Genomic DNA, 22,689 nt, shown 5'->3' with positions numbered 1-22,689 from the left:
CCTTTTACTGGGTTATTTTAGCTAATGACATTGGTTGTTTGTTTAGTGTGACATTATCAATTGTAAAATTAGTCACATGGTTAACGATTGATTCATCACCGACTTGGTCAAAGTGGCTGTTTGTTAGCGTAATATCTTTAATTGGATCACGGGCAAAGCCATTAAGATAAAGGGCTTTACTGAGTACATTTTTACAATGTAAGTTGTCTATTTTTATATCGCGGACAATGGGATCAAATTGCCCCGCATCGCCTTCTTCGTAGTAAAAGTTAATTACAATCGCATTTTTAACGGTACCAACTTCAATATTACGAATACGGATGTGTTCAATTAAACCACCTCGAACTGAGTTGGTCTTGATTCTAATAGCACGCTCTAAATGGGGGCTATCCATAGTACAATTTTGTACAAAAACATTATTCACACCGCCAGAAATTTCACTGCCTATTACGACGCCGCCATGACCTTCTTTCATATGGCAGTTTTCAATGACAATATTTTGTGAGGCTGTATTTACTCTGCGTCCATCAGCGTTTCTTCCTGATTTAATTGCAATGCAGTCATCTCCGGTATCAAATACACAATTTTTGATATGGACGTGATTACAGCTTTCAGGGTCGCAGCCATCAGAATTAGGTCCATGGCTTGAAAAAGTGACATCGCAAACCGTAACACTATTACAAAGTACAGGGTTTACTAGCCAAAATGGCGAGTTTTTAATTGTGATACCTTCAATAAGTACATTATTACAGCGATAAGGTTGTATAAAAGGAGGGCGTAAATAAGCGCCATCAGCATAAATGCGCTGCTCAACGGGGATATGTTGCTCAGCATCTCGCATTAACTTATCTCGAGCTGTTTTTTGCTCAATTATCTGGCCATTATTGTCAGTTAAAAGCTCCCAGTGAGCCTCTTTGTGCTTACCTTTCCATGGCCACCAGGTGGTATTATTTGCATTACCTTCAAGAATCCCTTTGCCTGTTATAGCAATATTTTCTTGCTCGAAAGCATAAATAAGCGGTGAGTAACCCATCATTTCCAGGCCTTCCCAGCGGGTAAATACAGCTGGAAGATAGTCCTCAGGGCTTGTACTAAAACTGAGTATAGCGCCTTCCTCTAGATGTAAATTAACATTAGAAAGTAGGTGAATTGCGCCTGTTATAAATTGACCTTGAGGAATAATTACCTGTCCCCCTCCTTGGGCGTTACAGGATTTGATTGCATTATTAATTGCGACAGTATTGTTAGTTTTATTATCGCCGTTAGCGCCAAAATCAATAATATTAAATGTTTTATCTGGGAACGAGGGGACTTTAATGGATGATTTAATCGCATCTGCCATTTTCCAGTCATCACCTCTTACAGGGCTACTTAACATATCGACAAGGGGGCTGATTTACATCCAACTAACGCTCCTCCAAGTAATGTACTAGATGCAACTGCCTTTATAAAAAATCTACGTGTATTATCCATGTATGTATCCTACAGTGTGGCACCTTATTTATTATTAGTAGTGCTGTTGGTACGCTTAACTAACACGATTAAATATTATTGAGTTAGTTATTATAAATTAACTTTATCAGCCATTGCCACCGGTGGCAATTTGTTTTTGTGATAATTAAAATCACTATAGCTTTTTGATATAAAATAACCGGTAACAAAGTTACCGGCTATTTTAGGTAAGATCATTGTTAGAATGATCCGCGCAAGCCTACTAAAAATTGACGACCAGAGGATAAGCTCTCATAAGGACGCTGGGTATAAATATCATTCCATTGTTCTTGTTTTTCGTCCGTTAAATTAACTGCTTCAAACGACACACTCATCGATTCGCTCAACTCATAGCGAGCAGAAAAGTTAAGTTTAGCTTTTGCATCATAACCACGTACAAAAGTAGATTCATCCTTATATTCATTGAGGTACTGTTTGTTATACCCACTGCGGTAGTTATAAGAAAAACGTGCCGACCAGCTTTCTTCTTCATAATAAAGTGTAATGTTGTACGAATTTTTGGACGTTTCTTCTTCTACCAAATTTAGCTCAGTACCATAGAAAGGGTCTTCAACATCGCGAGAATAATCAATGTAGGTATAGTTTGATTGCAGACCTAAATTATTAAATGGTGCAGGTAAAAATGTAAAAGGTTGCTGATAGATAAATTCAGCCCCCCACATACCCTCGGCATCCGTATTAACGAGTTGAGATACTTGCCAAGTTATAGTACTTGGGTCCATATCACCAATATCAATCCCGAGTCGATCCAACTCATCTTGCGTTAATACCTCATCACTACTGTCCTTAGTTAAGCCAGTAATATCTTTATAAAATAATGAAGTTGCAATAAGCGACTCTTCTGCAAAATACCATTCTAGGCCTACATCATATTGTTTCGATTTGTAAGGTTGTAAAGAGGGCCCCGCGCCACGTTTAATTGATGCTGTAGGATCGTTTTCATCAGGGACATTAACACTAATCGATGAGCGTAAATCAGACAATTTAGGGCGAGTTATCGCATGTGAATAACTAAAGCGACCAACTAGATCTTCAGTGATATCGTAAGCAATATTTAACGATGGCAACCATTCGTCACCTTTACTTACTGATTCGCGCCAACTGTAGCCGTTATCAAAATTTGCACCGTCGCCGCGACCTGCTGTGTAACCATCTTTATAGATGTGATCTAAATTAACGATGCGACTGGTATTTTTATTATCAACATAACGTAAACCTATATTACCGCGCAGTTCATTATCAAAAATGTCGTGCCTAAAGTTAAGTTGAGCATACGCTGTTGTTACTTCTTCTTTAATATAATATGTGCGTTTATATTCTTCTTTAGCTTCGAAAAAATCACGACCTGAAAATGCAGCCATCATTGCATTGTAATCAGGCGTTAACCATGTGCCATCGTTTAGTGTTGATGTGGCAGGTACTGAAGCATCATTACCAAATTTGACACCTTGTTTATCTAACGTAGTTGAAAATAATAAGCCATTTATTTGTGAATTATCTAAATCCATAACGCGTGTTTCAGCACTTTTTCCACTGGTTTTATTTGTTTCAATATTAAGGTCTTTCCACGAAGATCGATAATCATGCTGCTCTGTTTCAAACGAACGTTGACCTACACCAAATTTAACTGTGTATTGGTCATTTATCTCGTAGCTAAAATCGATTTTAACTGTACTATTTTCACTCTCAATTGTTTGAGCGCGGTTACGTGTTAGAGCTGCGGCGTAGTTGTTACCATCTACCATTGAATTTTCTAAATCGGCACGTGTAAATGTGGCGCCAGGGGCTTGGCCAGCAGCAAATGCAAATGAAGGCATGGTCGAATTTAACTCACCACTGCCTATTGCTACTCCACCTGGATTATTTATTAACTCCAAAGGGTCAATATTACTATCGTAACTATAAGCAACAGTCGAACCTGCGCTGTCGAGTGCAAATGTTCTAGAGTAAGGAACGTCTAAATCAGATTTACCCATACCAACTAAAAAGTTCATTTGAAGGCGATCGTTAATATACCAATCACCAGAAAAACTTATTTGGTCAAAGTCAGACTCAGCCTTATCTTGACGAGCTTCAGAGCGAATAATTGCATTAGAATAGGCTCCCGCTACAATTGTATTGTTATCATCTATATGTATGTTTTCTGGAACAATGTCTTTTTGGTCACGTAATAATACAGAGTATTGATATTCATCCATTGTTGTATCAAGGGCTGCATGTAATATGTCTAAATTCATAGACAGGTTGTCGGTGGGAGCGTATTGAAAAGCAACCGTTGCACCTAAACGTTTTTGCTGCTTAGAAAAAATAGAATAGCGAGGGATACGCGGTAAATATAAGCCATCTAAATTATCATCAGTATAGTTACCATTTTCTTGTAATAGTGTTTTAGGCGAAGCCGTTAAATAGTTAGTGCCGCCTTGCGTTACAGGTAAACCATCATCTTGGTATTTTGGGTTATTGACGGTCCAGCGCACACTTGATGATCCTTCGCTTTGTACTGTTCCATCGCTGTAAGCAACCGATGCTAACACTCCAAATTTGTTATCCCAGTTATTGCTCAGCATAAATGAAATGCGAGGGGATACATCTTCAGAAATGTCGTTGTAGCGGGCGTTTACGTTGTAAGAACCTTTAAAACCATCATACTGAAATGGACGCGCCGTTTGTAAATTAACATTACCTGAAATACCGCCATCTTCCATTTCGGCAGAAACTGTTTTATCGACATCAATTTGAGTAAAAAGCTCAGATGCAAATACATTATAATCAAATGCACGAGAAGTATTTGAACCGCCAGCAGCATCTGTTGCAGCACCAGCAGATGCTGATTCCATACCGTTAATAGTTGTTTTAACAAAGCGAGAACCTAAACCACGAATCGTGATTTGACGACCTTCGCCGGCATCTTCTTCAATTGAAATTCCGGGTACACGAGCAAGAGAGTCTGCTACATTTAAATCGGGGAATTTACCAATGTCTTCTGCAATAATGGTTTCGCGTGTGCCAACAGCTTCACGTTTTGCCATAAGAGCTGCGTTAATGCTACCGCGATAACCTTTTACTTGAATGATTTCTATGTCATCGCTGTCGTCACTGGCCTTTTGCTGTGATTGCTCAGCTGCAAAAGCATTGCTAGTAATTACGCCACCTAAAATAAGATAGGTCATGAGTGTGTTTAGTTTAAAGTTGTGTGTAATTGCTGCCATTGCGATCCCAGTTGTGTTTTATTGTTATAAATTACATGGCCGTGTCGGTGTTTTGCCATGTGTTTGCTATATTTAACATAAATGACTGAAAAATATATGTTTAAGTAATTTAATTTAAAATGCCAATGAATGAACGATATAAATTGCTACCGGTGGCACGCGATGAAAACTATACCTAAAAATAGCGACTGTCAAATAATAAAAACAATAAAATTAATACTTAGTTCACATAATTTAACATTTAATTATCTGAAATAGACTAGGGCGTGTTGACCTTTCGTGGTTGAATTTGCAGCAGGCTGTTTGGTTTTTAGGCAAGGCAGAGCCTATGTAGTGTGGTTATTCCCCATAAATAGGCGATAACGCAGCATAAATGCCAAACATGCGCTGCCCTTTAGGTTCTTTCTAGGGACGATTAACTCTTTGTTGCTCGGTTTTTAATTAGCCCACTAGGTTACAAACCTAGCGCCGCGATTAAATCGCCCCTAGATTGAACAAATTTCAATCCACAAAGATCAACACGCCCTTGGGTTTGCTTATCTTTCGAGGTTAAATTTACAGCCGTTTAGACAAGGCGGATGCGGAAACTTTGCTCGGTTTTTACTTAGCCCACTAGGCAAAAAACCGAGCAAAGCGATTTAATCGCCCCCTAAATTGAACAAATATCAATCCAAAAAGTTCAACACTCTTTAAGCACAACTGAATAATATATGGACTATATATTATTTTGTTTGCCACCGGTGGCAATTGTGTTATTTTTAATAAAAGCCTTTGAATTAAATCAGTCAATTAGCCAAGCGTTATAGCTTATTTCGTAAGCAGGAGATAATAATGATAAAAAAATAGTAGGCTCAATACTAATATTGAGTAGTTTTTTTGCAATGAGTAAACAAGGTACAACACATATATATATGGCTGGGGATTCAACCATGTCTATTAAAGATGTTAAAGACTATCCTGAAACAGGGTGGGGTATGCCATTCAGCATTTTTTTAATGAATCAGTTTCTGTGGTCAACTTAGCTAAAAATGGTCGTAGCACGCGTACATTCAAAACCGAAGGGCTATGGAAAAAAATAATAGATAATATTCAAGTTGGTGACTACGTGTTTATTCAGTTTGGCCACAATGATGAATCCAAGAAAAAAATAGATAGGTATACCTCACCTGAACAGTTTGCAGATAATCTTACTCATTTCATTAATGATATTAATGCTAAAAAAGCACATGCTATTTTGCTCACTCCAATTACGCGTCGTTACTTTAACAAAATGGGTACTTTAAAAGAGACACACCCTATATACGCTGATAAAGTCCGTCAGGTTGCACAAGAAACAGGTGTTGATTTTATAGATATGGAAAAGGTAACCACGGCATATTTTCAATCTTTGGGTGATAAAGGTTCTGCACTTCGTTTTATGCACATTGGTGCAAATTTACACCCTAACTACCCATTTGGGGTAACAGATGATACGCATTTAAATCAGCTTGGTGCACGCGAAGTCGCACAATTGGTATTAACTCAACTAAAAATATTGAACCACCCATTGGTAAAAAAGCTACGTACTCCCGATCCAAAGCATTTAAAACTAAAAGGTTGATATTATCAATTAATTTGCTATAGTTGATTTTGTCATCTATTTAACGCTTAAGGCATGCCCAAAAATGAGTACATCCGTATCAGCAAATCCAGTAATGGTTGAGCTTAAAAAAACACCTGTAATTTATAAAATACTTGTTATGGTAAGTATTATTACCTTAATTGGCGGTACTTTAACTGGCATTATGACTTATGTGAATGTGGGTGTTACAGAGCATTTTTATGCAGATTGGTTTACCTCATTTATAAGTGCAGTACTTGTAATGGCGCCTGTTGGTTTTGTAATGATGACCTTAATGCATAAGCTAGTTAATAAGTTATTGCCTAGTAGTAGCGAGCTAAAACGTAATTTAGTGATTAGTGTTTTTATGGCGCTGATCATGGAGTCGGTGATGGCGTTTGTTACCGCTACTAATAATATTGGCTATGCAGATATGCGTGTATTTGTAACTGGATGGGCTGAAGGATTATTAGCTGCATTACCAATAGGTTTAACTATAATGCTGATAATGTCGGTTACGGTAAAACCTAAAATAGAACGCTTTTTAAAAAGCTAATAACAAAAAAGAGCCATTGGCTCTTTTTTGTTATTTAGTGTTTACCATCTCTTTAAATTGCGCCATTCAAAAAAGGTGCTGTTCGGCTTATTTTAGATTGGGCTACATCTGTAGGTTTCCCTTGCGCTACAATTAAGCCGCCTTCTTCACCAGCACCGGGTCCTACATCAATTACCCAGTCACTATTGCGGGCTACTTGCATATCGTGTTCAACCATAATAACGGTATTGCCAGCATCAACTAATTTATTTAACTGCGCCATTAGCATTGATACATCCGATGGATGCAGGCCTGTAGTTGGCTCATCAAGAATATAAAGTGTGTTACCGCGCTGCGCACGTTGCAGCTCGGTTGCTAATTTAATACGCTGCGCTTCACCGCCCGAAAGCTCAGTGGCAGGTTGCCCTAAACGTAAATACCCAAGACCAACTTGCATAAGTGCATCGAGTGATCGCAGTATTGCAGGTTCATTTTCAAAAAAGGTATACGCCGATGCAACCGTTAAATTGAGAATATCGCTGATGTTTTTATCACGATATGTAACCTCAAGTGTTTGCTCGTTATAACGTTTGCCATGACACACTTGGCAAGGTGAGTAAACGCTAGGTAAAAACAGCAGTTCTATACTTACAAAGCCAACGCCCTCACAGTTTTTACAGCGACCTTTAGCAACATTAAACGAAAAGCGACCGGCATCGTAACGGCGCTCTTTCGCTTTTTGGGTAGAAGCAAATAGTTTACGCACATGATCAAATAAACCCGTATAGGTAGCTAAGTTTGAACGAGGGGTACGGCCAATCGCTTTTTGATTTACGGTAATCAGGCGGCTTATATTATTTATTCCTTCAATGATTTTTCCGCTGGTGTGTGTTTGCAGCTCTTGTTCGAGTAAGTCGGCTTCGTCGGTTGGCGCTTCCGGTATTACTTTTTGCCCAAGTGCTTCGTAAACAAGTTCTACTAACGCTTGGCTTACTAGGCTTGATTTACCAGAGCCCGAAACACCAGTAACGGTTGTCATAACACCTAGTGGAAATTCTGCATTGAGTTTTTTAAGATTGTTACGCTCAATATCTGCCAATTTTAACCACGCTTTTGGCTGCCTTTGCTCCTTTTTTTGCGCGCTGTTTTGAGTTGACTCTTGACTGGCGTTTTTAGCAAAAAGGTGACGACCGGTGTGCGAATTTTTTATTTTTCTTAACCCTTCAACAGGGCCGCTGTAAATAATGTTGCCACCATGCACACCGGCATCAGGGCCTACATCAACAATCCAATCAGCATGTTCAACAACGCTAACATCGTGTTCAACAACAAATACAGAATTGCCAGCCGCTATTAGCTCATCAAGCGCTTTTAAAAGTGCTTGAGTGTCTGCAGGGTGTAAACCCGCTGAAGGTTCATCTAACACGTAAACTACCCCAAATAATTTAGAGCGAATTTGTGTGGCAAGTCGCAATCGTTGTAGCTCTCCGGGTGAGAGCGTTGGCGTTGTACGCTCAAGCGACAAGTATCCTAAACCAAGCATGGTTAGTGCTTCAATACGGGTGAGTATATCGCTGGCAATGCGCTGCGTAACAATGGCTTGCTCTGGATTTTTTGTATTTTTATTTACTTTGGTATTGGCGGCGTTACTTAGTTTTTTAGCAAGCTCGTTTAATGTAAGTTGAGATAGCTCGCCAATATCAAGCCCTGCAAATTTAACACTTAACGATGCTTGTTTTAATTTTTTACCTTGGCAAGTAGGGCACTGCGATATTTGCATAAACTGTGATACGCGCTTTTTAGTACGCGGGCTTTGGGTAGTAGCAAAAGACTGTAAAACAAAGCGTTTAGCGCTTGAAAAAGTTCCCATGTAGCTTGGATCTTCGTTATTTTTTATCGCATTTTGTGTTTGCTCATAGGTGTAATCTGGGTATACCGGCACACTAGGTGTTTCGTCGGTAAATAAAATCCAATCCCGTGCTTTTTTAGAAAGTTTGTTCCAAGGTGTGTCTATGTCATAACCAAGGGAAGTAAGAATACGGCTTAGGTTTTTACCTTGCCATGCTGGTGGCCACGCTTCAATGGCGCGCTGGCGAATAGTTTTTGTATCGTCTGGCACAAGTAGCTTTTCGGTTACTTCAAACACTCGGCCTATTCCTGAGCATTCTGGGCACGCACCTTGTGGCGTATTCGGCGAAAACGCATCGGCATATAAAATACTCTGCCCAGCTGGGTAATCGCCAGCACGAGAGTAAAGCATGCGTAGCGCGTTAGAAATAGTTGTTATGCTGCCAACGGATGAGCGAACCGAGGGTGCGCCGCGTTGCTGCTGCAAAGCAACGGCAGGCGGTAGTCCTTCAATAGAATCAACATCGGGCTCATCAACTTGATCTATTAACCTACGGGCGTAAGGCGATACTGAATCAAGATAGCGGTGCTGCGACTCAGCAAACAGCGTTCCAAACGCAAGCGACGATTTTCCAGAGCCCGATATTCCTGTAAAAACAACCAATGCGTTACGAGGTAAATCAACGTCTACATTTTTCAAGTTGTGAACGCGTGCCCCTCTTACTTGAATGCTGTTACTGGGATCAGATAAATCCATAGTTGAGTTTTTATGTGTGCTTGCCATACGTTTATACTCCTGTTTAATCGCGCTTTTTACTTTAAGTTAGCTTTGAATTATTTACTCTTATCACTCGTTATTACCCCAAAGTAGCGCAAGCACACTGAATGAGCGCTTAGTCTGTAGTGGCGCAGCCAAAGCGCTGGATAAAATTACGATGATTGTTTGTTTACATAATAGGTATGGAATGCGAATATAATTTAAACAGTTATTGTTATGTAATTTACTAGGTATGTTACTTGGTAATAAAAAGGAACTAACAGTGAATAAAGCCTTAGTGATCATTTTATTGGTGCTTTCGTGGGCAACCCAAGCCGACTCTATCAAAGCGCTAAATGTTGACCGTGCAGTACCAAATAGCATGCACTTATCGTTTGCAAACGATAGCAACATAACCCCTAAAAAAGGGGATTTTAAAATCGTTAATTATGTATTAATGAGCAATGAAGAGGGCGAACGCTGGGCTGTTATAACGCTAACTAACTTATCGTCGGGCAATCGAGAATTAGGCGAGGAGCACTTACTTGCACTTTTGCTGACGGCAGCCGATTCATGCCAATGGAATTTAAACTCGGTTTTAAAGGCAACGAAACACAATCGGTAACTGTATCGTTTGCCGATTATAAATTCCCTATTTTAAGTGTGTATTCGAGTAACGATTTGTAACTAATATTAGTGCAATTATGCTGCCTTAGAGTATTGTTGCGTATTGTATTAAATGCCAATTTTGTAATTGGCGGGATCACTGAGATACTATTTGTGCTAGTAATACTTACCCAATCGAAAAGTATGGTCTTAAAAACAGAATAACAAGCTCCTATAATGGCAAAATAGTGTGCTGTTGGAGTTACTTTTCAGCTTGGTAATATAGCGAAGGTTTTTAAAGTATTGAGTATCTGCAAATTGCATGTATCCATTAGTCGGCTTAGAGCTATAAGCGGTCATTCAGGTGAGTCGTTATTAACTTAGTAAGAATAAGAGGAAACTTTCCCTTTTTTTACATAGCGAAATAACCTACAGCAAGCATAATATTTATAGCTGGTAATAACTTACACTATTTGCTATTAATATAAGTTCACAAAATAAGGACGTTTTCGCGCTAAAATAGGGAAAGTGTCCTTTGATAAAGATGTTAGGCGACTGGAATAGCACCGAGTGTGCGATAAGGAAATTTAGTAATGAATTTATATGACTATTTATATGTTGATTTGGAAAAATCTATATCACTATATAGCCAACTTACAGGTGGAGTTGTTGAGTTAAAAGAAACTCAAAAAGAAAAAGGTTCAACGTCAGACAATAAAAGAAATTATGACTTTAAAGTATTTAAACATGACGCAGGTGGTGTTGAGCACGAAAAAGAACAAAGTAAAGCTACAATCAAACCTCATCATGCACTGTTACAAGAATTGGAAAAAGAGCTTTCTTCTAATGGCTACCTTTTAGACTTATCTATTTTAGACGAAACTCAGACGTTAAAAAGCCCAGAAGTTAGAGATATTCTTAAAAATGCGCTTTGTGTTAAGTGCACCGGCAGAGTTGTTTTCGAAGACTATGAGAGGATGAAGAAAATTGGTCAAGACTTTCCGTCAATAGTCGAATTAATAAATAAGAGTTCATCAAATACGCTTGAAAGCTCCCCTGAATATCAAGTGATCGTAGACCAAATCAAATCTTTACAGAATGCTAGCGGTGATAGAAATCAAAAACAGAAAGCTAAGCAACAAGCTAAAGAACTTCAATCTAATCTTGATCAATTAAAAGCATCTGTTACAGGTGTTGATGTAGTTCCACAATGGATATTGGATGGAATGAAAACATGGATAGATGCTTTTTTACCAAATATTATAAACATTAGAGTTTATCCTTTTAGTGGTGAAATGGATGAGCATTTATTTGGGCACCTAGACTCATCTAATTTTGCTATACAAGATCCTACAGCTTTTCATTTTACATACGGCTCTTTTCCAACAGAAGAATTTACTATTATTGGAGTTGTTACTTCTGTCCCGAATGAAGAAGATGAAGAGTTTAAGCCGTTAATTGAATTCGAGAAAGATGAGCTTGAAGATCATGAAAGTGTTGAAAGCGCATTTAGAGGTATGTTTAGAGGTTTTGATGGTATGGAGTCTATGGTAAGAACTTGTAGATACCCTCGAGTGTTAGTTCATCCAATTCTTGTTTATCGTCAAACGTCGCCTAACAAGTTACTCAAGCAGGAAAAATAACAGTTGGCCGCGCTCGTGCCTCGCACAGTATAGCCAACTATTATTTTCCTCTTAGCAAAGCGTTAGGCTTTTCTTTAGTTAGGAGTATAAATGGACGTTGAAATAATTAATTTTCCTAAAACAAAAGTTGCGGTTGTTGAACATCACGGTTCTCCTATGTTTGAAAATAATTCCATCATGAAACTTGTCGAATGGCGTAAAGAAAACAAACTACCACCTTCGGAACTTCATCGTAGCTATGGGGTTCATTACAATGATCCTAATATAGTTTCACCATCAGATTATCGCGTAGATTTATGTGTTTCTGTTGAACATGAAATTGCCAAAAATACCTATGGAGTTGTTGCTAAAACAATTCCAGCTCTACGTTGCGCAAAAGTTCGTCATTTAGGCTCACGTGAAAATATGACTACAGCGAGAGACTTATATAAAGAGTGGTTACCTAAAAGTGGTGAAACACTTACTGATTTCCCCATTTTTTTCATTATGTTAATGTTGGTCCTCAAATTAAAGAATCGGATATGATCACAGATGTGTATCTTCCAATACTGTAATCTAGTTCAGCGTACAAAAGCCTAATCGGGTAGCCGGAGGTCTCTAACCTCCAGCCCCCACACCACCCATCATGCGGGTCCGCAATGGGCGGTTCATCTCCCGTAATGAATATTGATCCAAATATCTCTCAATGACACTAAACCTTGTGACGCTAAGTAATCATTGCCTAGCGCAATGTTAATTCCTTTTGTTTTTGAGCTTCGACAAGGGCCTTTACTGGTGATACCACAGGCTATGGCGAGTCGTTCGCTAACACCTAATTTCATTAAACTGCGTACTTTGGTACGAGGCTTTCGCCACTGCCGCCAGTAGCACATTCTTATCCTACGGCGGATCCAATGATCTAAATCCACCGTTAGCTGATAAGCGTTGGCTATTAGGTAATAGTGTCCCCAGCCACGTAAATACTGCGTGAGTTTATGAATTTGTAGGGTCATTGAGATCCCCCAGTTGCGGTTAGTGAGTTCTCTTACATTTGCTTTAAATTTCTTTAGCGCCTGTTCGTGGATCTGCACTTGAGCGTAACGGAAGGTAAACCCAAGAAATTTCGAGCCTGATACGGGACCGACTCGACTTTTCGATTCATTCACTTTGAGTTTTAATCGGTTAGTGATAAACGCAGTAATGTCCCGTTGGATTATGAGCCCTTCACTTTTCGTTTTTACTAAAATGATTATGTCATCAGCATAACGTGCAAACTTAAGGTGTTTGTAGGTTAGCTTCTTATCTAATTCATCGAGTAAAATGTTGGAAAGCAAAGGGGATAATGGCCCACCTTGAGGGACTCCTTTGGTTGACTCAAACCACAGACCTGTTTCGCGTTCTGCTACCCCTGCTCGGAGGTATTTACCGAGTAGGCGCATGAGTGCTTTGTCTTTGATTTTACGAGCAACACGATTCATCAGCATGTCATGGTTTACTTCATCAAAGAACTTAGACAAGTCAATATCAACTGCTGTTTTATAACCTTGTTTAACACAAGATTGAACATGATTTACTGCTTGGCTGGCTCTTTTATGAGGGCGATAACCATAACTATGTGGTGAAAATAGAGGCTCAAAGTAAGGGCTAATCACTTGAGCAATAGCTTGTTGGATCACTCTGTCGATAACAGAGGGGATCCCAAGCATTCGCTCACCGCCATCGGGTTTGGGTATTATCACGCGTTTGACTGGCAAGGGTTGATAAGTGCCGTTAAGTAATTGGTGTTTAATACCCAGCCAATGTAACTTAGCGAAGTGATTAAATTCTTCAATACTCATATTATCAATACCCGCAGCCCCTTTATTTCGCTTAACATGTTGCCATGCCGTGCCAATATTGTGGTTGCTCAGTACACTTGCCATCAGGTCATGATTTGTTTGGTTATATTCATTTGAGGTATTATTCACCATAGAACGCTGTTCATCACTATCACAACACGGTGATCTATGTGAATTCAAGTTCAATTGTAGTATCTCCTCTGGTTAAGATGTTCAGGCCTTCACCATGTCTTATCCATTACGATAAGTGTTGGGCTACTCGGCAACTGCTCCTGCGTTGCTCTACCTCCTGCATCCATGCAGTCGTATGCCGTCTGCTGACTTCTGATAAATCACTCTAGCGATTACTCGATAAAGCGCGTCTAAACTAACGCTTGTTTACTGCTATTTCGCTCGCTGTAGGTCGCAGCAACCAAAGCGCCAAGGGTTGAAAAACCAGTCCCTAACTGGTAATGTCCAAGCGTTAGCGCGGATGCGTGTTTATCAGATCTCCCCGAATAAGGTGCATCGACTTTCTCTGCACAACTGCATCATTTACGGTGGCCGTTAGATCACATGACTTCGCTATCTTGTGCTAGCTCGTCTCCAGCCTACGCCTCATATGATGTTTTTGTTCATCAGCTCGCAGATTTGCTAGCGGCTTCCTCTAGACTATCTCTCACGATTTAGCCCTTGCCATTTGCGAGTGTCTATCGTTTAATAACAGTATGTTATTTAAAGGTGATCTTCCTACAGAGGACTTTCACCTCATAAGTCAATGCCCATGTCGGGCGTACACAAGTTGCTTAAACGGACAAAAAACAGTTGGCTTTTGCTCGTTCCTCGCTGATTTTAGCCAACTATTTTATTGCCGCTTAGCAAAGCGTTGGTGCGTCAAGCTAAGCTTGATCCATCTTGCAGGGTGCAAGTCCCTGTCGGGCAAGGTCTAACTAACCTCCTGTATCGAGTGTTGCGCCTTTGGCGGAGTGTGGGATTAGCAATTGCTTTTCAGCAGTGAGGACTGCATCACACGAACAAGATTGGCGAAGCGTACACAGAGAATTATGTAGGCCATAGGGGTTATCGTGATCCTGAAGTGCTGATATCGCTCCGATAAATATTAGATCTGACTGACGAGGTTTGCAACGCCACCGAAGTCCATGCAAAACAGCCGTGTTAGTAAGGTTGTGGCGAGTCAGCGGAGTTTCAAAGCCGTGGCATGTATAAAGAGATGGTTTGAGAACTTGAGAGATCCAAAGGTGTTCCACAAGGATGGTGGTAGGAAAGCTTAACGAAAAGCAAAGCTAACGATGACCTTTTGGAAGTCAGATCAGCCCATAGTAGTCTGGGCAGGGTAAAGCCCTGTACATGGCGAAGGAGCTGACAGTTATATCGGGTACTAAGTCGACACATAGACCGGACAAAGTAGGGCTGGAAATATTATGACAACAACACTTAATACCCTTGCATTTAAAGCACATACTCACCCTAAGCACAGGTTTCAGAATCTATATGGATTGCTAGATGCCGCAAGCCTGTATGAAAGCTGGGGTCAACTCAATAAATTAGCCAGTCCGGGTATTGATGGCATTACGATGCCAAAATACAAGTCGACGTTAATTGAAAATATCGAACGTTTAAGTCAGCAACTCAAACAGAAACGCTACCGAGTTAATGATATTAAACGCATTTTCATCCCTAAATCGAATGGTAAACAACGGCCCTTGGGTCTGCCAACGGTTGATGACAAGCTTGTGCAACAAAGTGTTAGTCAGATCCTGCAAAGTATCTGGGAGCAAGACTTTATGCGCAATAGCTATGGGTATAGGCCGAATAAAAGTGCACATCAAGCAGTACATAGCCTAACAATGAATCTTCAATTTAAAGGATATGGTTATATCGTTGAAGCTGACATTAAAGGCTTCTTCGATAACCTTGAGCATGAATGGCTGATGAAAATGTTAGCGTTACGCATTGATGATAAGGCAATGCTTAATTTAATCAACCAGTGGTTAAAAGCGCGGATAAAATCACCCGATGGCGTATTCACTAAACCATCAAGTGGAAGCCCTCAAGGTGGAATTATCAGCCCAGTGTTGGCTAATATATATCTGCATTATGCTTTAGATCTCTGGTTTGAAAAGAAAGTAAAGCCGAGGATGCGTGGAAGTGCAATGATGATCCGCTATGCAGACGATTTTGTTTGCGCATTTCAATTTGCAAATGACGCAGAGCGCTTTTATAAAGTGTTACCCAAGCGATTAAAGAAATTTAATTTAGACGTTGCGCAAGACAAAACCTCGCTAATGCGATTTAGTAGATTTCATGTTGGTCGAAAACGTCACTTTGTATTTCTAGGGTTTGAGTTCTATTGGGGCACAGATTCAAATGGTAAGCCACGACTTAGGCGACGAACGGCTGCGAAGAAGCAAAAGGCGACGCTGAGTGAATATTATCGATGGATCAAAGCAAGGTATTCATTAAAATTGAAAAGCTGGCTACCTCAATTGAGACGAAAACTGATAGGATTTAGAAATTACTTTGGTTTACCAGACAACAGCCGAAGCTTATCCACAATATATGACTATGTGCTACATAGTTTATATAAATGGTTGAACAGACGCAGTGGTCGACGAAGTTATAACTGGAGTAATTTCAAGAAGATGATAGGGTATTTTAACATTGAGAGTATCAAAGTCAGCAAGCGAAATATCTTTGTTGATTGGTACTAGGGTAGTGTGTTTTACACGAGTGAATATATAACTGAAGAGCCGGATGCGGTAGTTCCGCACGTCCGGATCTGTGTGGGGTCGGCCTAGCAATAGGTCGCTCTACCACGATAGGTTGTAGAATTACTCTTTTTAGGAACGTATCCAACTATTCTTAGTTGGTTGCTTTTTAACCTTGAATCCATCTGTTCGCTGTGATCTAATAGATATTATTCACCCACGGTAAACTGTTATGGCTAACTACAAGCCTGACTTATCCTGTCAAAATAAATTCATTCCTATCAATTTCGCTGAGCAAATTCTGCCTGGCACTTTTGAGTATGCCCTTTGTTATATTGTCGAAAATAAACTCGATTTATCGGGATTTGACGCGTGGTACAACAATGACAAAACGGGCGCGGCGGCGTATCCACCTTCGGTAATGCTAAAGATTATTTTACTGGGCTATGCACATGGTTTAATTAGTAGCCGCCGAATTGCTAAAGCGTGTGAGACGAACATTTTATTTATGAGTGTGTCGGGTGATATCCAGCCGCATTACACCTCTATAGCGGGTTTTGTGGCTAAAATGCATGAACAGATTGAACCGCTTTTTACGCAAGTGCTGATGATATGTGATGAAGAGGGCTTGATAGGTCGTAACATGTTTGCCATTGATGGGTGTAAATTAAAGTCCAATGCGAGTAAGGAGTGGAGCGGCACATTCGATGAGCTAGGGCGTAAAAAAGCAAAACTAGAACGCGCAAGCAAACGTATTATTGAACGCCTGACTTCAGTTCTTCAAAAGCTGAACGTTCTAGGGCGACTTGAAAGAACGATTCGGCTCCTGCTAATGCCCGTTTTGCTGTCATCTGTAATGATTTCTGCCGCAATTCGATGCGTTGTTGCAGATACTCAACTTGTAAATTTTGCTGCTGTATCTCAAAATAAGTGCTGGCGATGTCTGCTTGAATGGTTAACAACAATCCTTCGTAGCTACTTTGGGCAATTTCTACTTTTGCATCAGCAGCTTCAATCGCGCGTTTGACACGTCCAAACACATCTAATTCCCACGTAGCTGCCATGCCCATGTTGAAAAAATAACCCTCAGTTTGCGCACCCGGAATTTGCCCAAGTGGTATTTGTCCGTTCTCGCTTGTTAGGGAGCGATTACCAAGCGCATCAAGTGAGAATTCTGCTTGGCCTCGCGACTCCTCAACTCGGTACAAGGCTTTGGCCTCTTGAGTACGCAGGAATGCCTCGCGCACATCAAGATTTCCAGTGCTTCCTTTTATGAGGAGTTCACTTAACTGCTCATCTTCAAAACTTTGCCACCATTGCAAACTTTGCATATTATTTGCTATCGCATATTTTTGCGTTGCCTCAGTCCACTGCATTTGAGTTTGTAATAGTTCTGGTGCTTGATAGTCGGGGCCTAAAGTTGTGCACCCTGCTATCAACATTGAACCCATAACTATAACGAGACTATTTACTTTCATGCGCGTAGCTCCTCAATTGATGGAGAATTGTCGTCGGCATGTGGCTTGATGCCAAACATCAAACTATATAGGACTGGTACAACACCCAAGGTTAAAATCGTGCCGACAGCCAAGCCAAAGGCGACTACCACGGCTAAACCGTAAAACAGCGGGTCAACGGCTAAAATAAGCGGCATAAGGCCTAAAATAGTGGTGATTGTGGTCATCAAAATCGGTCGTAAACGCATCACTGATGCGCGTATTATCGCATCAACAGAATCATCCTCCTTTCGTTCTAAATCTATTCTGTCAACCAACACAATTGCATTATTAATAATGATACCCAACAAGGCATACAAACCTAATATCACCATAAAACCAAAGTCTACGCGCATGACAAAAAGTCCAATGACTGCGCCGATGAGCAGTAGCGGTAGAGTCATAAAAATCAGTGCTGGGCGTTTAAAGCCATTAAATTGCAGCACCAATAAAATCAGCACTAAAGCCAAACAAAGCGGCATATTTGCAGCTAGTGCGGCGCGACCTTGTTGGGACGTTACTACAATGCCTGCTAAGTCAATACTATGACCAGGTGGCAAGGCTGCTCGAATCACATTAAACTTTTCATCTAAAATGGGAGCCCAGTCTTGTGCAGTAATAAAGTCGTTTCGGGCAGAGACAGTAGCCGTTCTGCTTAAATCCTCGCGCCCTACACGGGCAAATTCATTTTCAGGCTGGATTTGCGCAACTTGTGTTAAACCTACACTCTGGCCCGTCATGCTAGAGTAAACTTGAATGTTTTGTAGGCTATCGAGGTTTCTTCGCTCAGCATTCGGCGCTCGCAACACGATGGGATAAATTTCATCGCCGTCGTAGAAGTCACTCATGCGCTCACCGTTGTAATATCGATTTAATGAACGATTAATATCAGCGCTAGTAACGTCTGCAAGCCTCGCCTTGGCTTGGTTGACTTTCACCACTAATTTAATGGTGCGATTCTCCCAATCGTTACGAATATCGACCGCTCCGTCTTGTTCAGCTATGAGTGTTTGTAGGGCATTACTGGTGTCATACACCGTCCATGCGTCAGGGCCTGACACTTCTACTTCAAAAATGGTGGGGTCAGAGGGGCCCAGAAACATATTTGTTACTTGCGCTTTTACTTGCGGAAATTGAGTGGTAAGAGCATCTCTTAATCGAAATTTAACCTTTTTCACGTTATCAAACTCGTCTATGTTCAAGACCGCAAAGCCGCGGTTAGGGGCAGGGTCAATCGGTGCAAGAGACAGCACAAATCGGGGTCCACCAAAGCCTGTGTACCCAGCGGTGCTTAATATTTCGGGCCATTTATCTTCGTCGTCTAGAAAAGCAAATATTTGTTGAAGTTCTTGGTCGGTTTGACGCTCAGTTACCCCGGCGGGCAAATCAAAATAAATAAGCAACTGCGAACGGTCAGAGCTTGGGAAAAAGTTTTGAGGTACCTGACGGATCCCAGCTACTGCAGCAACAAAAAGTATCACCATGGTGATTAAAAATAATGCTCTCATTTTGAGTATTCGATAGAGTGCACGTGAATAAAGAGAATTTAGCTTATCAAATGCTTTTGTGCCTATTTCCCGTATGCCCGACGGGCCCGAGTTTTTGTTAGGCGTTTTAATAAACAGCGTGCATAAAATGGGCGTAAGTGTCATGGCTAAAATCCAAGACGTGGTTAGAGAAATCATGACCACTTGTGAAATGGTTCGCGTATATTCCCCAGACTCATGCTCAGCAAGCATTAGCGGTAAAAAAACTAAAATGGTAGTTAAGGTTGATGACAATAAGGGAAAGGCGAGCTCTTTCACGGTTAAGCCAAGCGCGTCGGTTCTGTCCTCGCCATTGTCTAAGCGGCGCTTAAAATCTTCTGCAATTACGATACCGTTGTCTACTAAGAGACCTAGAGAGATAACCAAGGTCGCTAAGCTCATTCGCTGCAGGTTAATTTCATAAAAACCCATGATGGCAATAGTGATAAGCATCACGCTAGGCACAATTGCGCCTACAATTAAGCCAGTGCGCATGCCTAAAAAGAAAATAACAACGGCTAATACGATAAACAATGTTTGAATGACATTACTCGTCACGCCAAACACCGCATCTGCCACTTGGTCGGCCTGAAATGTCGCTATGCTTAGCGTATATCCAGCCGGCAGCGTCGTTTTTAAATAATCAATTTTTGCGCGCGCCGCCTCGCCATAGTCAAGCACACTGTTGCCTTCGACCATGGTGAGCGTGAGCATTATCGCGGGGGCCCCATTAAAATAGGTTTTGCGACTTGGCGGGTCGATGTAGGCTTTGCGAATATTGGCAATATCTTTGAGTGCTAAAATAGTTGTCGTATTGGGTAGGCGAATGAGCGTGTTTTCGATATCTTCAAGGGTATTGAAGGTGCCAGTGGGCTCTACAATATAGTTGCTTACCCCTGTATCAATTCCCCCTGCCGCTTGAATGATATTTTGCTGTGCTAAGGTCGCGATTATTTCATCGGGCAGGATACCTAGTTCCGCCAATTTCGTGTTCGAAATTTCAACGTATACTCGCTCAGCTTGCGCGCCTAAAATGTCGATGCGTTTGGTATTGGGAATGCCGAACAACTGGTCGCGAAGATACTGTGCCATATCAAATTGCTCAGCCATGTTGTAGTCTGTTGACTGTAGCGCAATGGTTGCGGCGGCAACATTGCCAAAATCATCATTTAATAATGGTGGTAATGTGCCCGCAGGTAAATCGCTTTGCACTGCGGCGAGTCGGTCTCGAATATCATCCCAGATTTGCTCAAGCTCAAAATATTTCGATTTTATCTCTACTTTAATTATTGAGCGGCCTGGCTGTGTAATAGATGAGATTTTTTCCACTTCTCCTTGCTGGCGAATCGCTTCTTCTAGTGTTTTTGTAACTAAAAGCTCCATGTGCTCAGCCGACATGCTGGGATTAAGTGCAGTTACATTAGCCACTCTGATTGTGATGGCCGGGTCCTCTCTAGCTGGCAAATTAAAATAGCTATAAAGACCAAATGCCATTAATAAGACGACGCTTAAAAAGACGACAGAACGGTTTTCAAATACACGCTGACCAAAACTCATTTATTGACTACTCCAGCTATTCAGGAAAATTACGAATGTCTTGACTCAACAGTGATATCGATTGGCCTTCGGATAAAAATATGGCGCCTTTTGCAATAATTATCTCCCCCGCGCTTACGCCACTATTTACAAGAGCGAATTCATTACTCAACTTTTCTAGGTTAACGCTTCGTTTACGGACGTGATTTGCCTCCTCATCAACCACAAACACATAATATTCATTGTTGTTGTCAGGTACTAAGGATGAGCGCGGGATAGTAAGTGTTAGCGCGTTATTGGTTATTCTAAAATCAATTGAAACTGATGCCGTCATGCCATTTACAAGTGCTTCGGGCACGTCTGACAATAAAATAGTGACTGGAAAGGCAGCCATGCCCAATGCTTGTTTACCAATGCGAACAACCTTGCCTGACACTGCTGTTGAAGATAACGCACTGAACTCAATTTGTGCGCTCATGCCTTGGCTAAACAAGTTAATTAAGCTCTCAGGTACAGAAATGGTCACTTCTCGTAATTCGCTATCGGTTTGAATTTCCAAGATTTCTTGATTTGCATTAACCGTTTGCGCCAAATTTGCAGTTTTATTAATTACTTGCCCGTTATAGGGGGCAAAAATATGGGTGTCTTTTAACGTTTTTTCTGCACTTTTTTCTGGGCGTCAAGGCGTTTGATATCGGCACCCGAGCTTACTTGCGCTCTCACCGCAGCGTCATACTCCGCTTGGGAAATAGCCTGTTGCTCTGCCAAGCTAGTAGCTCTTATTAGTTTGGCGTTGGCTTCTTTAAACGCGGCTTTGGCACTCATAATATTGGCGTCTAGCTCATCAATTAAGAGGCGCTGACTTTCGTCATCTAACTTTGCTAATACGTCTCCTTTACTAAAGCGGTCGCCGGTATCAACGTTGATTTCGACAATTCGCCCGCCAATATCAAAGCCAACAGTAACGCGTTCAATCGACTCGACGACTCCCGGGAATACGCGAACATAGTTTTGCTGCGACTTGCCAACTTTTATCCAATCCACAGGTTTTGCTTTGTTTTGCGGAATTTCTTGGCTACATGCACTTATCATCAGTAATCCACAAAGCGATATTAGGACTTTTGATTTCATTGTTTACTCCACCATAAGACAAAAATGGCTAACAGACATAAGATGAACTCTGGCAGAGTGCTTCCGCCAACAAGAAAAACATGCGTGAATATCGCGCCAATCACGGTGCAGGTATGTAAGGATGCCGCTAGCTTTCGTGTGACGGCAAAGAGCAATATTAGTGCTGAAATGATTTCAACAAAACCGGTGAAATACCAAAACCATTCGCCATAGCCGATTTGCTGAAATAAAGTGATTATGCTCTCACTTCCAACCAGCTTTGCGCCCCTAGCGCCTTCAAATATGAGCGCTAAGGCACAGCATATGAACAAACCGACCCAGTCCATTGGACTTTTTGTGTCGTCTCTTCTAGGGTTTTTAGTCTGTGGTTCATTGTGTTGATGAGCGTTGACGCTTTGAATGTTCACAACTTTTCTCCACTTTTATAAATGTTGTTTTACTGATGAGTATGGAATTAACAAGCACAGTGTAATTGAAGTGCTCGTTTTAAAGAATGTGCATGAAAGGAACGCTGAGTTCTGAAAATGAAACGCACGAATACATTCCGAAATTAAAGCTTCTTTTTCAAAAATGAATAGTGTCCTTATTTTAAGCGCGAATTACGTTATCAAGGGCTTAGGTTCGCTGCATGGTATTCAGTTGAAGCATTCATTATAGAGCTGTTAAACAAATAAATATTTCGACTTCTCACACAAAATTGCGCTTGCTCCATCTGCCGCAAGTTGCTTAAATTTGACACCAGCGAGCATTGAGTAAATTTTTTAC

14 protein-coding genes and 2 pseudogenes are annotated in these 22,689 nt (G+C 40.9%); 7 read left to right on the top strand and 9 right to left on the bottom strand.

Annotated features, from left to right (window positions below; genetic code table 11):
* Positions 1-4: 4 nt before the first annotated feature.
* Together P4S71_RS01675 and P4S71_RS01670 are read right to left on the bottom strand one after the other, a co-directional pair.
* Positions 5-1,378 carry a glycoside hydrolase family 28 protein gene (locus tag P4S71_RS01675; protein WP_337149907.1) on the bottom strand — a complete coding sequence of 458 codons (1,374 nt, stop codon included), beginning with the start codon at positions 1,376-1,378 and terminating at the stop codon, positions 5-7.
* A gap of 313 nt (positions 1,379-1,691) precedes the next feature.
* A complete protein-coding gene (locus P4S71_RS01670; protein WP_096794409.1) occupies positions 1,692-4,721 on the bottom strand; it encodes a TonB-dependent receptor in 3,030 nt (1,009 codons plus the stop codon).
* A gap of 1,009 nt (positions 4,722-5,730) precedes the next feature.
* On the opposite strand from P4S71_RS01670, the gene P4S71_RS01665 reads away from it, so the two are divergent.
* Complete coding sequence (locus tag P4S71_RS01665; protein ID WP_337120831.1) at positions 5,731-6,321, top strand: rhamnogalacturonan acetylesterase; 591 nt, start codon at positions 5,731-5,733, stop codon at positions 6,319-6,321.
* A gap of 64 nt (positions 6,322-6,385) precedes the next feature.
* Entirely contained in the window at positions 6,386-6,877 is a 492-nt protein-coding gene (locus P4S71_RS01660) for a DUF2798 domain-containing protein (protein ID WP_096794411.1), read from the top strand.
* Positions 6,878-6,929: 52 nt separating this feature from the next.
* Here P4S71_RS01660 and uvrA read toward each other — a convergent pair whose 3' ends face one another.
* Complete coding sequence (gene uvrA / locus P4S71_RS01655; RefSeq protein ID WP_337149906.1) at positions 6,930-9,488, bottom strand: excinuclease ABC subunit UvrA; 2,559 nt, start codon at positions 9,486-9,488, stop codon at positions 6,930-6,932.
* A 256-nt stretch (positions 9,489-9,744) separates the two neighbouring features.
* Here uvrA and P4S71_RS01650 point away from each other — a divergent pair.
* From P4S71_RS01650 to P4S71_RS01640, 3 genes and pseudogenes are all read left to right on the top strand, one after another.
* Positions 9,745-10,148: pseudogene (locus tag P4S71_RS01650) on the top strand (hypothetical protein).
* Between the two features lie 512 nt (positions 10,149-10,660).
* Positions 10,661-11,710, top strand: coding sequence for a DUF6414 family protein (locus P4S71_RS01645; protein WP_337149905.1), 1,050 nt, complete (start codon positions 10,661-10,663; stop codon positions 11,708-11,710).
* 90 nt (positions 11,711-11,800) lie between these two features.
* Positions 11,801-12,235, top strand: a complete 435-nt coding sequence (locus P4S71_RS01640) for an AraC family transcriptional regulator (protein ID WP_337149904.1) — start codon at positions 11,801-11,803, stop codon at positions 12,233-12,235.
* Positions 12,236-12,357: 122 nt separating this feature from the next.
* On the opposite strand, the gene ltrA (P4S71_RS01635) is transcribed toward P4S71_RS01640, so the two are convergent.
* Positions 12,358-13,713, bottom strand: a complete 1,356-nt coding sequence (gene ltrA / locus P4S71_RS01635; protein WP_337149903.1) for a group II intron reverse transcriptase/maturase — start codon at positions 13,711-13,713, stop codon at positions 12,358-12,360.
* Between the two features lie 1,235 nt (positions 13,714-14,948).
* Between ltrA (P4S71_RS01635) and ltrA (P4S71_RS01630) the strand changes: the two genes are divergently transcribed.
* The gene (ltrA, locus tag P4S71_RS01630; protein WP_337149902.1) at positions 14,949-16,238 is read left to right on the top strand and encodes a group II intron reverse transcriptase/maturase; all 1,290 of its coding nucleotides are present in this window, start codon (positions 14,949-14,951) and stop codon (positions 16,236-16,238) included.
* 229 nt (positions 16,239-16,467) lie between these two features.
* Positions 16,468-17,001 (top strand): annotated as a pseudogene (locus tag P4S71_RS01625) (transposase); the annotation flags it as partial.
* Here the strand turns inward: P4S71_RS01625 and P4S71_RS01620 are convergent.
* The 5 genes from P4S71_RS01620 to P4S71_RS01600 form a co-directional block, all read right to left on the bottom strand.
* A complete protein-coding gene (locus P4S71_RS01620) occupies positions 16,991-17,566 on the bottom strand; it encodes a TolC family protein (RefSeq protein ID WP_442961650.1) in 576 nt (191 codons plus the stop codon). The pseudogene P4S71_RS01625 and the gene P4S71_RS01620 sit on opposite strands and share 11 nt — an antisense overlap.
* 143 nt (positions 17,567-17,709) lie before the next feature.
* The gene (locus tag P4S71_RS01615) at positions 17,710-20,814 is read right to left on the bottom strand and encodes an efflux RND transporter permease subunit (protein ID WP_096794415.1); all 3,105 of its coding nucleotides are present in this window, start codon (positions 20,812-20,814) and stop codon (positions 17,710-17,712) included.
* A 16-nt stretch (positions 20,815-20,830) separates the two neighbouring features.
* The gene (locus tag P4S71_RS01610) at positions 20,831-21,430 is read right to left on the bottom strand and encodes an efflux RND transporter periplasmic adaptor subunit (RefSeq protein ID WP_337150162.1); all 600 of its coding nucleotides are present in this window, start codon (positions 21,428-21,430) and stop codon (positions 20,831-20,833) included.
* An 11-nt stretch (positions 21,431-21,441) separates the two neighbouring features.
* Positions 21,442-21,924, bottom strand: a complete 483-nt coding sequence (locus tag P4S71_RS01605) for an efflux RND transporter periplasmic adaptor subunit (protein ID WP_337149901.1) — start codon at positions 21,922-21,924, stop codon at positions 21,442-21,444.
* On the bottom strand, positions 21,921-22,331 hold the full coding sequence (locus tag P4S71_RS01600; RefSeq protein WP_096794417.1) for a DoxX family protein: 411 nt from the start codon (positions 22,329-22,331) through the stop codon (positions 21,921-21,923). The genes P4S71_RS01605 and P4S71_RS01600 overlap by 4 nt, the downstream gene beginning before the upstream one ends.
* Between the last annotated feature and the right edge of the window lie 358 nt (positions 22,332-22,689).

The sequence above is a fragment of the Pseudoalteromonas sp. B62 genome (assembly GCF_037162565.1).
In the GTDB taxonomy this organism is placed as follows: domain Bacteria; phylum Pseudomonadota; class Gammaproteobacteria; order Enterobacterales; family Alteromonadaceae; genus Pseudoalteromonas; species Pseudoalteromonas fuliginea.
This window is presented reverse-complemented; position numbering and strand designations above follow the sequence as displayed.

Bases quoted from the DNA above. Each gene is read 5' to 3' on its own strand.
- P4S71_RS01620 (WP_442961650.1), bottom strand. From the start codon at position 17,566: ATGCAAAGTTTGCAATGGTGGCAAAGTTTTGAAGATGAGCAGTTAAGT.
- P4S71_RS01640 (WP_337149904.1), top strand. From the start codon at position 11,801: ATGGACGTTGAAATAATTAATTTTCCTAAAACAAAAGTTGCGGTTGTT.
- ltrA (WP_337149902.1), top strand. From the start codon at position 14,949: ATGACAACAACACTTAATACCCTTGCATTTAAAGCACATACTCACCCT.
- P4S71_RS01605 (WP_337149901.1), bottom strand. From the start codon at position 21,924: ATGAAATCAAAAGTCCTAATATCGCTTTGTGGATTACTGATGATAAGT.
- P4S71_RS01670 (WP_096794409.1), bottom strand. From the start codon at position 4,721: ATGGCAGCAATTACACACAACTTTAAACTAAACACACTCATGACCTAT.
- P4S71_RS01660 (WP_096794411.1), top strand. From the start codon at position 6,386: ATGAGTACATCCGTATCAGCAAATCCAGTAATGGTTGAGCTTAAAAAA.
- P4S71_RS01645 (WP_337149905.1), top strand. From the start codon at position 10,661: ATGAATTTATATGACTATTTATATGTTGATTTGGAAAAATCTATATCA.
- uvrA (WP_337149906.1), bottom strand. From the start codon at position 9,488: ATGGCAAGCACACATAAAAACTCAACTATGGATTTATCTGATCCCAGT.
- P4S71_RS01615 (WP_096794415.1), bottom strand. From the start codon at position 20,814: ATGAGTTTTGGTCAGCGTGTATTTGAAAACCGTTCTGTCGTCTTTTTA.
- P4S71_RS01675 (WP_337149907.1), bottom strand. From the start codon at position 1,378: ATGTTAAGTAGCCCTGTAAGAGGTGATGACTGGAAAATGGCAGATGCG.